Annotated in this window: 12 protein-coding genes; 6 read left to right on the forward strand and 6 right to left on the reverse strand. The window is 43.0% G+C overall.

What is annotated here, in order from left to right:
• Positions 1 to 548 precede the first annotated feature (548 nt).
• Positions 549 to 962, reverse strand: a complete 414-nt coding sequence (locus R7035_RS21265; RefSeq protein WP_054579559.1) for a YscW family type III secretion system pilotin — start codon at positions 960 to 962, stop codon at positions 549 to 551.
• A gap of 388 nt (positions 963 to 1,350) precedes the next feature.
• On the opposite strand from R7035_RS21265, the gene exsC reads away from it, so the two are divergent.
• Both exsC and exsE2 read left to right on the forward strand, forming a co-directional pair.
• Positions 1,351 to 1,797 carry a type III secretion system regulatory chaperone ExsC gene (gene exsC, locus R7035_RS21270; protein ID WP_005377174.1) on the forward strand — a complete coding sequence of 149 codons (447 nt, stop codon included), beginning with the start codon at positions 1,351 to 1,353 and terminating at the stop codon, positions 1,795 to 1,797.
• 8 nt (positions 1,798 to 1,805) lie between these two features.
• Complete coding sequence (gene exsE2, locus R7035_RS21275; RefSeq protein ID WP_005377171.1) at positions 1,806 to 2,111, forward strand: T3SS regulon translocated regulator ExsE2; 306 nt, start codon at positions 1,806 to 1,808, stop codon at positions 2,109 to 2,111.
• A gap of 126 nt (positions 2,112 to 2,237) precedes the next feature.
• Here exsE2 and R7035_RS21280 read toward each other — a convergent pair whose 3' ends face one another.
• Positions 2,238 to 3,758 carry an aldehyde dehydrogenase family protein gene (locus R7035_RS21280; protein ID WP_005377169.1) on the reverse strand — a complete coding sequence of 507 codons (1,521 nt, stop codon included), beginning with the start codon at positions 3,756 to 3,758 and terminating at the stop codon, positions 2,238 to 2,240.
• A gap of 239 nt (positions 3,759 to 3,997) precedes the next feature.
• Here R7035_RS21280 and R7035_RS21285 point away from each other — a divergent pair, with 239 nt between their 5' ends.
• Complete coding sequence (locus R7035_RS21285; protein WP_064368463.1) at positions 3,998 to 5,764, forward strand: sigma-54-dependent Fis family transcriptional regulator; 1,767 nt, start codon at positions 3,998 to 4,000, stop codon at positions 5,762 to 5,764.
• Between the two features lie 61 nt (positions 5,765 to 5,825).
• Here the strand turns inward: R7035_RS21285 and R7035_RS21290 are convergent, their stop codons facing one another.
• Complete coding sequence (locus R7035_RS21290) at positions 5,826 to 5,963, reverse strand: hypothetical protein (RefSeq protein ID WP_005377165.1); 138 nt, start codon at positions 5,961 to 5,963, stop codon at positions 5,826 to 5,828.
• A gap of 578 nt (positions 5,964 to 6,541) precedes the next feature.
• On the opposite strand from R7035_RS21290, the gene R7035_RS21295 reads away from it, so the two are divergent.
• Positions 6,542 to 6,745, forward strand: coding sequence for a hypothetical protein (locus tag R7035_RS21295; protein ID WP_005377162.1), 204 nt, complete (start codon positions 6,542 to 6,544; stop codon positions 6,743 to 6,745).
• 93 nt (positions 6,746 to 6,838) lie between these two features.
• Here the strand turns inward: R7035_RS21295 and gnd are convergent, their stop codons facing one another.
• From gnd to zwf, 3 genes are read right to left on the reverse strand one after another with little or no spacing between them, the layout of a single operon-like run.
• Positions 6,839 to 8,287 carry a decarboxylating NADP(+)-dependent phosphogluconate dehydrogenase gene (gnd, locus tag R7035_RS21300; protein ID WP_005377160.1) on the reverse strand — a complete coding sequence of 483 codons (1,449 nt, stop codon included), beginning with the start codon at positions 8,285 to 8,287 and terminating at the stop codon, positions 6,839 to 6,841.
• A gap of 38 nt (positions 8,288 to 8,325) precedes the next feature.
• Positions 8,326 to 9,042, reverse strand: coding sequence for a 6-phosphogluconolactonase (pgl, locus tag R7035_RS21305; RefSeq protein WP_017634562.1), 717 nt, complete (start codon positions 9,040 to 9,042; stop codon positions 8,326 to 8,328).
• The gene (gene zwf, locus R7035_RS21310) at positions 9,039 to 10,541 is read right to left on the reverse strand and encodes a glucose-6-phosphate dehydrogenase (protein WP_017634563.1); all 1,503 of its coding nucleotides are present in this window, start codon (positions 10,539 to 10,541) and stop codon (positions 9,039 to 9,041) included. Before zwf ends, pgl begins: the two co-directional genes overlap by 4 nt.
• Before the next feature lie 537 nt (positions 10,542 to 11,078).
• Between zwf and R7035_RS21315 the strand changes: the two genes are divergently transcribed.
• Both R7035_RS21315 and R7035_RS21320 read left to right on the forward strand, forming a co-directional pair.
• Positions 11,079 to 12,044 carry a helix-turn-helix domain-containing protein gene (locus tag R7035_RS21315; protein WP_005387160.1) on the forward strand — a complete coding sequence of 322 codons (966 nt, stop codon included), beginning with the start codon at positions 11,079 to 11,081 and terminating at the stop codon, positions 12,042 to 12,044.
• Between the two features lie 99 nt (positions 12,045 to 12,143).
• Positions 12,144 to 14,279: a TonB-dependent siderophore receptor gene (locus tag R7035_RS21320; RefSeq protein WP_213886828.1), complete on the forward strand. Its 2,136-nt coding sequence runs from the start codon at positions 12,144 to 12,146 to the stop codon at positions 14,277 to 14,279.
• Positions 14,280 to 14,355 lie beyond the last annotated feature (76 nt).

Consider the following 14,355-nt stretch of genomic DNA (forward strand, 5'->3'; position numbering starts at 1 on the left):
TGAAACTCAGTATGTTGTTTAAGAACTGAACAACATGGGGCTACCATGTCTTCTCATCGAATTAAGCAACAAAGCCTACCATACCCCCCGAATAATTAGCGAATAACCCAAGCATTACCTTTACCTAAAGGTAAAAGTTTGACTTAGTAAATTTCTGCTGTCCGTCTTTATTATTTTTATCAGATAGCGTTTATCATTAGCCAAAACTTAAATATCATTTGGTTATTTAAGTTTGGTTGTTTTGTTATACATTAGAATACAATTAAATAGATTTCGGCATCGTTTCGAGAACAAAATTAAATTTCCAAAATCATAAAAATGTATGTTTTATAGCCTAAAACGCCAAGCCAACGTGTTCAAGGAGCGAGATATAATCATAAAAAATACTGTTTTTGCAACAAGTATGAGTCTAAAAAACAACTGACCCGATGACTTCAAAGTCATGTAATTAATGTTTATAAAAGACAACAAATCTTTCACAAAAGGAAAGATATAGTCTTTATTTTTATAAATTAGAAAATTCTAATAAAAATGTAGTACTTAAAATTTTATCTGTTTATTTTTGGAACAAGAATCAAGTTTTCTTGTTTATTTCCCTCTAAAAATAAATAGTTCTTTTCTTTTTCCGCAACGAGCTCACCGTTTGAATAAAGCTTTCCAATAATCTTCATTTTTCCTTCACCAGCTTGAATTGGTGCAATTAAAAACGAATACTGCACAGGCAACTGAACACCTTGGTAGCTCTGAGATGCTGATTTAAGACATTGATTATCAATAACTTTACATATTTCCACCTCAAGAGAAGTAATCGAAGGTGGAAAGTAGCCGTCGACAGAAACCCAACCATAGACTGATGCCTGACTCTGTGTATCAAAGCCATCCACCCCATTGACGGACACAGTCTGACTGCACCCACTCAGTATGAATAACCCAATAAAACCAGCCCATATAGAATTGTTCATTATGACCCCATAAACGTATTTTATATAATCTAGCTCATTTGAAATTCACACAATTCTTTATGTAAAAATATAAAAGATCAACTTATATTTATACTACAAGCGGACAATAAATCGCATTTTTCAACAACACGTAGTTAACATGGACTGTAATTTCAAAAACAGTTTCTGCTCTCTTTCATTCCTTCCTTAATTGAAGTTCATTAGAGAAAAGTGATATTCATATATATCATTGCCATCGAGATATGCATCTGAACACACTTACTTTTATCTTTCTATTTCTCTCAACACATTTAAAAGCCAAAATATAATAACAACCGACTAATATTGATAAACATGAAGAGATACATCTAATATTTTCCTTGATAAAATTTCAAAAGGGACTATTCCTATGTCAGCACGCCAAACTATCGATGAGATTTTGCTAAAGTTTGCTCATCAAATAGGCTTGCCTGCACTGCATCTAACGGAAAATGAAGTAAGCTTAGCCTTTGATGATAATCTAAGGGTGCATATCATCTTTCATCCTGAATCGACAACTTTGCAGCTCGAAGCTGAGATTGTTGGCCTTCAAATTGTAAATTCCGATCTCTATCGCTCTTTCTTGGCCTTTAATTATCACTGGCCTGAGCACCAGTTATTTTTTAGTTTAGATAACCACCGACATGTCCTATGTTTAAACCGACTCATTAACATTAGGCGACTGGATTACGAATATTTTGAAACAGCTTTAGCAGAATTGCTGACGCACAGCGAGTCGTGGGAAGCGTTATTGTCTTCTCATGTAACCATTGATGAGGCACCACCGATGCCACAAACTTTAGACTTGAGAGTTTAGGTGTCTTTATGTCCAATGACATCCAATCCACATACACCAATTCATCGGTTCATGACGTTCAACAAGCGCAGCAAAGTGATGCAGTGCCGCAAGGAACGTTTCATGGCCGTAAAGTCACCCTACTCTCCTCATCAGAAAGCAGTATGACGCGAACAAGCTCTAAAAGAGAGCTTGGTGAATGTTTAAATCAATTTGCCAGTCTCGAATCTTGCAATCGCGTTTTGGACTTTGATCCGCAACTCAATATTGACAAGCAAAACGCCGCCGTAGAAAAGCTTATGGAACGAAAAGTGGCGATAATTCAACGTTCCTGATATCACAATATAAGCGGGTTAAACATCTAAGTTAACCTTCAGCCGACAAGCTCACGCTAATAAAAAACCCCGAAGATTCGGGGTTTTGATTCATACTGCTTTTTCTTTATTAATTACTTAGTTTTACTAGAAGAAGCCTAACGGGTCGATGCTGTAGCTAATCAGCAAGTTCTTAGTATTCTGGTAGTGGTCCAGCATCATCTTGTGCGTTTCACGCCCGATACCCGATTTTTTGTAACCACCGAACGCTGCGTGTGCAGGGTAAGCGTGGTAACAGTTAATCCAGATTCGACCAGCTTCAATATTACGGCCCATACGATATGCGACGTTCGCATCACGTGTCCAAACACCTGCGCCTAAGCCATATTCGGTGTCGTTTGCGATTTCCAACGCTTCAGCCTCATCTTTGAATTTGGTGATAGCAATCACTGGGCCAAAGATTTCTTCTTGGAAGATTCGCATCTTGTTGTGGCCTTCCAACATGGTTGGCTGAATGTAGTACCCCTGGTTGATAGACTCTGGCTGTTCTGACACTCCACCACCAAAGACCACTTTTGCGCCTTCTTCACGGCCGATTTCCAGGTAACTTAAAATCTTATCAAACTGTTCTTGAGAAGCCTGAGCACCGACTTGAGTATCGGTATCGAGCGGATTACCTTGTTTAATCAGCTGTGCACGTTCCGTCAGTTTCTCTACAAACTTGTCATAAATCGCTTCATGAACCAGTACGCGAGATGGACAAGTACAAACTTCACCTTGGTTGAAGAAACCAAGTAACGTACCTTCGATACACTTATCAAGATACTCATCTTCGTAATCGAAGATATCTGAGAAGTAGATGTTTGGAGATTTACCACCTAACTCAACTGTCGATGGGATCAAGTTGTCTGCTGCACATTTCAGAATGTGGTTGCCAACTTGCGTAGACCCGGTAAAAGCGAGTTTCGCAATGCGGTTGCTGGTTGCTAATGCTTGACCCGCTTCAGAACCATATCCGTTTACAACGTTGATGACACCAGGAGGAAGAAGGTCACCGATTTTTTCCATCAGAACCAGAATGGATGTTGGGGTTTGCTCTGCTGGCTTCAATACCACACAGCAACCCGCCGCTAGTGCCGGTGCTAGTTTCCAAGCCGCCATCAACATTGGGAAGTTCCACGGAATAATTTGACCAACCACACCAATCGGTTCTGGGAAGTGGTAGCTTGCGGTGTGCTCATCCAGTTCTGCCGCACTGCCTTCTTGTGCGCGAATACAGCCAGCGAAGTAACGGAAGTGATCCACTACTAAAGGTAAATCTGCCGCCAAGGTTTCGCGAACTGGTTTGCCGTTTTCCCAAGTTTCTGCAACTGCAAGCTCTTCTAGATGCTGCTCAATACGGTCAGCAATTTTCAGCAAGATGTTCGAACGTTCTGTCACGCTGGTTTTGGCCCATTTTGCTCTGATGTTGTGCGCGGCATCCAGTGCTAAATTAATATCTTCCTCGCCAGAGCGAGCAACTTTACAATACGCTTGTCCGTTGATTGGTGAGATATTGTCAAAGTACTCACCACCCGTTGGTTTTACCCATTCCCCACCGATAAAGTTATCGTAATGCGATTTAAAGTTAACAATGGCATTTTCACTACCTGGCTGTGCATAGATCATAACTCTTCCTTTTGTTTCTCGTTCAATGTGTTATTGCAGTGTCGTATCGCACTGTTCACAAAGAGCATTACGCAAGTCACACGCCAACTACGCCACACTTGTTGTTAATTAAATGTAAAACTATGATTACCAAGCGATAACAAACCAAGTGAGCGATGTTTGAGCGGATGTATGGTGTGAACACCAATGTTCAAGTGTTCCAAAATGGCACACCCTCACTGTGACAAAATGGTACAGTCATGGAACTTCAACATATTAGCGATAACAATTGGCTTTCAACTTCATGGGTCAGAAGTGAACAAGCGGGTTTAAAACAGCGTCGACGCCCTGAAGATATTCGAGTAACGCCAGCGACGCTCCAAGATAGGCGTCACCAACTCAATTTTTTGCTAGAGACAGTCACTCAATTTGCGCTCCCTTTGTTTAATCAGCTATTTGCTCATAGCGACAGTCGCTTAATTTTGACGGATTCAGATGGTGTCATCATCGGCAGTTGGGGACAGCCTAGATTTCGTGAAAAGTTAACGGAAATCTCGCTAAGCTCTGGTGCATGCTGGCAAGAAAAGGTCAAAGGCACCAACGCGATTGGTACAGCCTTGGTTGAAGCAAAGCCCGTTTCTGTTATTGGTGATCAGCACTTTATCCAACACCATCGTTTTATTAGCTGTTCGGCTAATCCTATTTTCGATCATCTTGGTAACCTCATTGGCGTATTAGATATTACGAGCGAGCAAAAGAGACATGACTTCTCAACGCAAGTACTAGTACAAAACATGGTCCAGCAAGTGGAGAATCAACTACTTAACTTGATTCCACAAGGGCATATTCGTGTGGATTTAGCGTGCGAAAAAGGTTTACTGAATAGTGGTTGGCAAGGAATTATCATTGCAAATGAAGACGGACAAGTTTTGGCTCACAATCAAGTAGCCTCTCAACTTTTTGCGCAAAAAAGTATCATTGGGCAATCCTTAGACGACATTCTATCCACTCGGGGAAATGAGCACCCTTTCGTTTTCAAAACAAAACCGCTTACCGATAAAGATAGCAAGGTCAAGTCTCGTGCTGTAGCGGCGTCCAATGATCTTCATTATGGCGACTCCGCAGTTGAGCACTGTTGGCAGCAAGCCAATCGCGTCATCGATAAAGACATCAGTTTGTTGATTCTCGGAGAGACTGGTGTTGGCAAAAACGAGTTTGTGAAAGCGCTTCATAAAAACAGCCAGAGAAAAACGGGACCGTTGGTTTCCGTTAACTGCGGAGCGCTACCAAAAGATCTGGTTGAATCTGAATTATTTGGCTACGTAGCCGGTGCCTTTACTGGCGCAAACAGCAAAGGCTATCAGGGGAAAATTCGCCAAGCACACAAAGGGATTTTGTTTCTGGATGAAATCGCAGATTTACCCTTGGAAGCTCAAAGCCGCTTGCTCCATGTATTGCAAGATAAAACCGTGCTTCCCGTGGGTTCAAACCAAAGTATTCAAGTCGATACGCAAATCATTGCAGCCACGCATAAAGATCTGGAACATTTGGTCAGCGAAGGATTGTTCCGCCAAGATTTGTATTATCGCCTTAATGGCTTGATCATTGAGCTACCTCGCTTTGAGGAACGTGATGACAAACGACAACTGATTGAGAACATTCATCGGCGTCACGCCGAATCTGAACAACAGCTTTGCCCTCACCTACTTTCTCTGATGCTGTCTTACTCATGGCCAGGAAATTTGCGTGAACTCGATAGTTTAATCAAAGTATCCGCCTTAATGGCGCAAGGTGAAGAAATATTGGAACTCACACACGTCCCAGCCCACCTAAGTAAGAAACTCAGCCAAGCTCAAGAAGGAGCAGCATCCGCTGAACCAACTTCAGAACTGCGTGCAACCGTCGAAGATAAGTTGCTCAAAACATATCAAGCCAACCAGGGGAACATTAGCAAAACGTCTCGTATGCTTGGTGTGAGCCGAAATACCATTTACAGAAAGTTGAAAAGCCTTGGCATATTAAGTTAATTCTACGACCTCAGATACAAAAAGAGCACCGTTGCGGTGCTCTTTCTCTTTGAAACCTAGCTTACAGGCCGCCTTGTTGTTGTGCCTGTTTTACTAATGCCTGACGTTGAGTTTCCTTCTCAGAGATCACTTGATTGTCCTTGTGCATTTCCTGTTCCAATTCTGCTGGAATGAAAACAAAGTACTTGTTAAGAGTCATCTTAGAACCTCAATTTGCTGTGTTAATTACCTTCTTGGTCGACGTAAACAAAACCAGAAAAACATGTTTTACTGGATCCTTGTTGCTAGTTTCAAAAAATAAAGGATGTTCATATAATAAACATCCTCCATGTGGGCGCTAATTATAGGCGTAGTTTAGAGGCTTACCTAGCACTCTTTTTCACCTTTTGTGCAATCTGAGTTTCGATCGAAAAACAGATTTAATTGCCCGTAGTTACTAAGGTATTGTTAAACAGAGAAAAAAGCTTTTACTGTAACTGACGACAGGGATGAGCTTACGAGTGTAGGTTCACTTGCAATTGTGTATCGTAGAGTTCGAATACGATAATAATAGCGCTACATGCCCTTAATCTGCGTAGTTAAAAACTTTGAAGTGATAGACAACCGAAGTCATATCTGTGCAACTCAGTTTAACGATTTGTCTACCAGTTCAATATTTCACCTTTTTTGAGAAATCTTTAGCCACTTTTTTGTGTGAAACGTCCCAAAAGAGCAGACAATTAAAAGTGTAGCATATGACCACAATTGTCTATCCCCACTTAGCTTCGGGAGGCGTTTATGAAAAGTAACAAACTTGGCCATGTGATGTCTTTCAGCAGAATGTTTTCCTTCATTGCATTCTTGACGGCCACATTCGCATGGATTCTCAGCATGTACGCCCTATTCACTGTTTCTTTAGTGGCTCTTGTGGTCAGTGCAATTCTCTACCTAAAAGACAGGTTTTATCAAAACAAGAAAACGACCACTGAAAAGAGCGCCTAGGCGCTCTTGAAGTTCCGTAAAAGCAAAAACAAAAAAGGATGCCACTTGGGCATCCCTTTATATCTTTATATTTAGTCGGTTTACTTAAAACGATTACACGTCGTAAGTTGTAGACGCTGTGTCGCCGCCTGTACCAGTCCAGTTAGTGTGGAAGAATTCACCACGTGGACGGTCAATGCGCTCATAAGTGTGAGCACCGAAGTAGTCACGTTGAGCTTGAAGCAGGTTCGCTGGTAGACGAGCTGTTGTGTAACCGTCTAGGAAAGATAGCGCAGAAATCGTACATGGCATTGGGATACCAGATTCTAGAGATTTCGCTGCTACTTTACGCCATGCTGCTAGGCTGCCTTGTAGGATGTTTTTGAAGTACTCATCAGAACCAAGGAATGCGATGTCTGGGTTCGCTTCGTACGCATCACGGATGTTGCCTAGGAACGCAGAACGGATGATACAACCGCCACGCCACATTAGAGCTACGTTACCGTAGTTTAAGTCCCAACCGTTCTCGTTAGACGCTTCGCGCATTAGCATGAAGCCTTGAGCGTAAGAGATGATCTTAGAAGCTAGTAGCGCTTGACGTAGTGCATCAACCCACTCTTGCTTGTCGCCTTCAACTGGAGTGATTGTCTTACCGAATAGAGATTCAGCTTCAACACGTTGGTCTTTCAGTGCAGATAGACAACGAGAGAATACAGACTCAGAGATAAGTGTTAGTGGAATACCTAGGTCTAGTGCGTTGATACCAGTCCATTTACCAGTACCTTTTTGGCCTGCTGTGTCTAGGATCTTTTCAACGAGAGGCTCACCGTCTTCATCTTTGTAGCCAAGAATGTCAGCCGTGATTTCAACAAGGTAGCTGTCTAGCTCAGTCTTGTTCCAATCAGCGAATACTGCTTGCATCTCGTCTGCAGACATACCAAGACCGTCTTTCATGAACTGGTAAGCTTCTGTGATAAGCTGCATGTCACCGTATTCGATACCGTTGTGTACCATCTTAACGAAGTGACCAGCACCGTCGTTACCAACCCAGTCACAACATGGCTCACCAGCGTCAGTTTTCGCAGCGATACCTTGGAAGATAGGCTTAACCGCTTCCCATGCTTCAGCAGCACCGCCAGGCATGATAGATGGACCGAAGCGCGCACCTTCTTCACCACCAGATACACCAGTACCGATGAAGTGGATACCTTTTTCACGTAGTGCAGCAACACGACGGTTTGTATCTGGGTAGTTAGTGTTACCACCGTCAATAATGATGTCGCCTTTGTCTAGCAGAGGTACTAGCGCTTCGATGAACTTGTCTACAACGTCACCAGCGCGAACCATCAACATTACTTTACGCGGCGTTTCTAGCTTCTCTACTAGTTCTTCTAGAGAGTATGCACCGATGATGTTCGTGCCTTTTGCTGGACCTTCCAGGAACTCGTCTACTTTAGCAGCAGTACGGTTGTGAGCAACCACTTTAAAGCCGTGATCGTTCATGTTTAGGATAAGGTTTTGACCCATTACTGCTAGGCCAATTACACCGATATCACCTTTCATTGTTTCTCTCCAATTTTATTTCATCGACGAGCAGCGTCTTAAGCAATTTTTGCTGCCGCGTCTAAATCTAAATACCATTCCGTTAGGCCCGATTTCGCTTGAATCTTAGCCGCTGGGTATGGCAGTGCGTGTGCTGGTGAACTGTTAATTTCTTCAACAATGTCCGCTTTTCCTGCACCAAGCACTAAGTAACTAATGCGTTTCGCTGCTTCTAATACGCGTGCGGTTTTCGACACACGAAGTTGGCCCGATTCAGGATGCGACGCCACAAGAGATAGGTTCGCATCATCATAATTCGTTTGGCCAGGGAACAGAGAAGCTGTATGACCATCTGCACCAACGCCTAATAAGATCCAGTCAAACACAGGTGTGCCGTTTTCACTCGGGATCACCTCTGCCATCTCTTTTGCAAAGCGCTCGGCTTCTGCTTTAGGCTCATCTTCGCCACGGATGCGGTGAATGTTTTCCGCAGGAATATTTACTTGGCTAAACAACAACGTGTTCGCTTCACCGTAGTTGCTTTCTGCATCGTCAGGGGCAACACAACGTTCGTCACCCCACCAAAAGTGGAGGTTTTCCCATTGAATGGAGGTTGCGTAAGCCTCTGAAGCCAGTAGTTTAAACAGCATTTTAGGAGTGCTGCCGCCAGAAAGAGAGATGTGAACAGGTCTGCCCATTTCGCTAAACGCTTTCATATCGTTAGCTAGGCTTTCAACTACCTGTTCTGCTGTTTGGTAGATCTTATGGTTGATCATAGTTCACAGTAATCCGTATCTGTTAAGTTTTTACATGGGAAACGCCAAGCGCGGCCATCACGCTGTAACAAGTCATCTGACTCTTTAGGTCCCCAAGTGCCGCATGCGTACCCGAAGAGGGATTGTGGATCTTGCTTAAAATCTAAGATTGGCTGTACGTATTGCCAGCACGCTTCCACCGCATCACTACGTGCAAATAGCGTAGCATCACCATTCAAAGCATCAAGTAGAAGACGCTCGTATGCCGTTAGCATTTGCGTTTCTTGCAGGTCAGCGTAATGGAAGTTCATTTTCACTTCCTTCGCTTCAAAGCCTGCGCCTGGCTCTTTCAAGCCAAAGCTCATTTGAATGCCTTCGTCTGGTTGAATACGAATGATCAGCTTGTTTTCTGGTGCGTTTTGACCAAACACAGGATGCGGTGTTTGTTTAAAGTGGATAACCACCTCAGTAACGCGTGTTGGAAGACGCTTACCAGTACGCACGTAAAATGGCACGCCATTCCAACGCCAGTTGTTGATGTACGCTTTCAAACCGATGTAAGTCTCTGTACGAGAATCGTCTGCAACTCCCGGCTCTTCACGGTAGCCGCGTAGGCTTTGCCCACGGACTTCAGACGCCGTGTATTGGCCTAATACTAGGTCATTGCGCAGAGCGTTTTCGTCTAATGGCTTTAGGCATTGAAGCACTTTTACCACTTCATCACGCATCGAGTCTGCATTGATTTGCGCTGGTGGTTCCATACCTACCATTGCTAATACTTGTAGCAAGTGGTTTTGGAACATGTCGCGCACAGCGCCAGAGTTGTCGTAGTAACCACCACGCTCCTCTACGCCAAGGAATTCTGCGCCTGTGATTTCAACGTAATCAATGAAGTTACGGTTCCAAAGTGGCTCAAACATCGCATTAGAGAAACGAAGCACAAGTAGGTTTTGTACCGTTTCTTTACCTAAGTAATGGTCAATTCGGTAGATTTGATGCTCTTGGAAGTGCTCGTGAATTTCTTTGTCCAGAATACGCGCCGATTCAAGATCATAGCCGAATGGTTTCTCAATGATCAGGCGTTTCCAGCCATCCTCTTCACTGTTAAGACCATGTGCTGCAAGACTTGCAGGGATCACACTGTATAAACTTGGTGGGGTTGCTAAGTAAAAAAGCGTATTGCGTTGCTCGAATTGATATTCGTCCGCAAGTTGGTCTAAGCGAGAAGATAGCTTACCGTAATCTTGTGTGTCAGAAGTATTAATTGCTTGGTAGTGCAGATGGTTAATAAATGCATCAAGCGTTTCTGGCTCAGTCTTTTCCATTTCCTGAAGCGATTTTTTCAGCTTCGCGCGGTAAGACTCATCACTGTATTCAGTGCGACTTACACCCAGAATGGCAAAATTCTCTGGAAGCTGCTTGTTCGCGTAGAGGTGGTATAAAGCAGGAATGAGCTTACGGTACGTAAGGTCACCTGAAGCACCAAAAATAACGATGCTGCTGTTTTCTGGTATTACCATCATCTTTCCCTTAAAAACGAGGTACTTATTGTGTGCCCGGATACGGCTAGAGAATGAGCCAACCCTATCAATGGCACCTCAAAATAGAAAATTGGTCTTACCTATTACGTTGATAGGTAAAGTCTATGGGCCCAAAGAACCTCAAGAAGTTGCATTTCCGATTCTTGGAAACACGACGTATTGAGGTCATTTAAGTCACTTATGTCTCAAAAGTACACACTGTACTCGCTGGAGGAGAGTCCGACACGGGGCAATATTGTCTACGACTATTTGATTTACATCAACACTTGCCAGTGCAAACGTTTAAATAAGTTGCACAAAACGTCATAAGCGATTGTATTTTATTGATAAAAAAAGTTTCATCTGAACGCTCCAAAATTTAAGCAAAAACTCTAATATGGACAATAATTACTCATCCTTGCAATCCATTACAGTTTTATCGTGATCTGTGTTACTTACTTTTTATTTCATCATCCTATTGATAATGATACTCAATTAAAGATAATGAAATCACTATTAATGTGAAAGTAGAACGCCATGAAATCAAGCGCCATTAACCCACATCCCATAAACCGAATACAATCGGTGCTTGACTACATTCACACCAACTTAGACAGCACTCTGAGCGTAGATGAAATATCGAAAGCAAGTTGTTGGTCGCGCTGGCAACTGCAACGCGTATTTCAACAACACACTGGCGTATCCGTCGCTCACTACATCAGAGAGCTTAAACTTAGCCTTGCGGCTGAGCGCTTAATCCATACTTCTGACCGCTCGTTAGATATAGCGATAGAAATGGGATTTACATCTGAACACGCATTTAGCCGTGCGTTCAGGAATATGTTTTCAAAAAGCCCCCGCGAATATCGAAAAACGCAACAACTCTCCGGGTTGAGGCAACCTTTGACGCTGCGTAAGACACCAGAAGAAGAGAAAAAACATCAGCGCTTTATTGAAGTTCGAATAGAAACAAAACCGGCTTTTGAACTTGCTGGTTATCATGAACCTATTCACGGATTGTTTTCCGCTACGCCCGATTTCCAATCCAAAGTACCGTCACTTTGGTCACGTCTTTATTCATCTGAAAACCTTAACAATTCGGAAAGTAGTTACTTTGGCGTGATTGATGTGACTCAAGCGTATTCAAACAACCAACAACTTGAGTATTGGGCAGGTTATGAGTGCAGTCCAACAGCAAACGCACCAAGATCAACGAACTCTTCCAACTCGGGGTTAGACCTCTTGGCTGTTCCTGAGCAAACCTACGCCGTCATTACACACATAGGCAAAGCATCAGAGCTCGCCTCAACGCTGGAATGGTTTATTTTACATTGGCTACCCTACTCTAATTATCATGCTATCGATGGTTATGAGTTAGAGCTTTATCCAGAAGGTTATGATGTTGATAGCGAACAAGCACAAATGCAGTATTGGATTCCTGTCGAGCCAAACGACTCGCTATCTTTAAAACCTAAGAACAGAAGAATAAGTTCCAAAGATTAGTGTTTTGCACCAAATTGTTAACTTTTCCTATTTCTTTGAATATAGAATACAAATAACAATCATTATCAATAAATAGAAAAAGTAGTGGAATTTATAAATATGGAAAGTCCGATTCGATTTCATCGTTCAGCGGTTGCTATCGTCGTATCCGCATTGCTCGCTGGCCACGCCAATGCGACTGAGAGCGTATTCCAACACGAAACGATTACGGTGCTAGGAGAAACATACCGAAACACCGCAACTAAAACCGTTTTAGAACCGGAGGAAACACCGCAAGCGATCACGGTAATCACTAAAGATGACATGGACCTACGCGGCGTAAACTCGGTGAGCGAAGCATTGCGTTATGCGCCTGGCGTAAATACAGAATTGCGTGGTGGTGCCGTTTCCCGACTTGACCTATTCAATATTCGTGGTTTTATTAACTACACCAACTTTTATGATGGTCTTCCTTTGCTGTACAACGGTTGGAACCTTCAACCGCAGGTCGATTCCGTTGCTCTTGAGCAAATCGAGGTTTTTAAAGGGCCAACGTCTGTTCTTTACGGCAATATTCCACCAGGAGGTATGGTCAACATTATCGCCAAGGCGCCTCAGTCAACACCCTCGCACTCTGTCTCGATTAGTACAGGGACTAACAGCCTAAAAGAACTGACGTTCGACACCACAGGACAAATTGGTGATTCTAATGTGGATTACCGTATCGTCGGCCTGGCAAAACAGCGAGATGGTCAAGCCGATACGTCTGAAGACGAACGTTATGTACTCGCCCCATCTTTCAATTGGCAAGCGACAGAAAGCACATTAGTGAACGTGAATGTTTACTATCAAAATGATCCATCAGCAGGTATCTACACGACTGTGCCTGCGTCTGGCTCAGTGATTAAAAACCCACTTGGCTCGATGTCACCAAGCACTTATTTAGGGGATGAGGACTGGAACACTTACGAACGCGAAGTTCTGATGATGGGTTACAAAGTCCAACACGACTTTAACAACAATTGGCAATTTCTACAGAATGCCCGCTACATGACCGCCGATGCCTATCAGGAAAACACATATAACGGTGCACTTGAAGCGGATAACCGTACCGTTGGTCGAAATGCCTATTTAACCGATGAAAAGTCCAAATCCTTTGTGATTGACAACCAACTATCTGGCTACGTTAAAACAGGAAATTTTGAACATAACTTATTGTTCGGGCTTGATTATCAGTATCTAGATTCAGATGTAAAATACAAAGACACGCTTGGGTATTCGCTAACTCAGGACATTTTTAATCCTGACCACAACAGCATTGATCGTAATGCACTGAATTTCCAATACAAACAAAACTTGGATATCAAAACGAAGCAGATTGGCGTTTATTTCCAAGATCAAGTTCGTTACGAGCAACTTGTAATGATTGCAGGTCTTCGTTGGGATAAATACGATTCAAATACAGACGCCGTTAGCGATTATCTAGGAACAGTATCCAAGAGCAAGGAAGAGTTAGACGATACCAACGTATCTTTCCGAGTCGGTGGTTTGTATGAGCTAGATTTTGGTCTCTCGCCATACCTTACTTACTCGGAAAGTTTTGAGCCAATTGCGGGTGCCGACTCTTCTGGTAAAGCATTTGAGCCATCAACCGGACATCAATGGGAGTTAGGCTTTAAATACGCACCATTATCTGGTGATATCTCAGGTAACTTAGCACTCTTCCATATCACGAAGAAAAACGCGATCTTGACCGATCCGAATAATCCTTATGCACCGAACTATCAAGCGGGCGAAGTGGTATCACAAGGTATTGAACTTGAGGCAAAATGGCAAGCTACAGCACAAGCTGATTTCACTCTAGGCTATACATATACCGATATGGAGATTACCGAGGACAGTTATTACAACCAAGAAGGTAAAACGCCGGTTTGGGTACCTGAGCAAACGGCCTCTCTATGGGCAAATTACTTCTTTGAAGGAAATCTTTCAGGCCTTCGTACCAGTGCTGGCGTTCGCTATGTCGGAGAAGCACAAATTGATGCACAGAATAGTCAAAAAGTACCGGACTACACCTTGTTTGATTTAGCAGCAAGTTACGATTTCTCAACGGTATCTGAATCAATGAAAGGGGCTAGCGTCACGCTTTCTGCAAGCAATCTATTCGATAAAGAATACTATTCTTGTTACGACAAAAATAACTGTTGGTTTGGCGCTGAGCGCTCTATCGAAGCGAAGTTAGAATACAACTTCTAACCTCTTAGAACGGAACAGCCGTAATTTGTAAAGCGATGGTTTCTACAATAAGCCATCGCTTTTTATTTTGCATAGA

Origin of the sequence: Vibrio sp. 1731 (genome assembly GCF_033339955.1) — a bacterium.
Lineage (GTDB): Bacteria > Pseudomonadota > Gammaproteobacteria > Enterobacterales > Vibrionaceae > Vibrio > Vibrio alginolyticus.

Coding starts and splice junctions, on each gene's coding strand:
- R7035_RS21265 (WP_054579559.1), bottom strand. CDS start 962: ATGAACAATTCTATATGGGCTGGTTTTATTGGGTTATTCATACTGAGT.
- exsC (WP_005377174.1), top strand. CDS start 1,351: ATGTCAGCACGCCAAACTATCGATGAGATTTTGCTAAAGTTTGCTCAT.
- exsE2 (WP_005377171.1), top strand. CDS start 1,806: ATGTCCAATGACATCCAATCCACATACACCAATTCATCGGTTCATGAC.
- R7035_RS21280 (WP_005377169.1), bottom strand. CDS start 3,758: ATGATCTATGCACAGCCAGGTAGTGAAAATGCCATTGTTAACTTTAAA.
- R7035_RS21285 (WP_064368463.1), top strand. CDS start 3,998: ATGGAACTTCAACATATTAGCGATAACAATTGGCTTTCAACTTCATGG.
- R7035_RS21290 (WP_005377165.1), bottom strand. CDS start 5,963: ATGACTCTTAACAAGTACTTTGTTTTCATTCCAGCAGAATTGGAACAG.
- R7035_RS21295 (WP_005377162.1), top strand. CDS start 6,542: ATGAAAAGTAACAAACTTGGCCATGTGATGTCTTTCAGCAGAATGTTT.
- gnd (WP_005377160.1), bottom strand. CDS start 8,287: ATGAAAGGTGATATCGGTGTAATTGGCCTAGCAGTAATGGGTCAAAAC.
- pgl (WP_017634562.1), bottom strand. CDS start 9,042: ATGATCAACCATAAGATCTACCAAACAGCAGAACAGGTAGTTGAAAGC.
- zwf (WP_017634563.1), bottom strand. CDS start 10,541: ATGGTAATACCAGAAAACAGCAGCATCGTTATTTTTGGTGCTTCAGGT.
- R7035_RS21315 (WP_005387160.1), top strand. CDS start 11,079: ATGAAATCAAGCGCCATTAACCCACATCCCATAAACCGAATACAATCG.
- R7035_RS21320 (WP_213886828.1), top strand. CDS start 12,144: ATGGAAAGTCCGATTCGATTTCATCGTTCAGCGGTTGCTATCGTCGTA.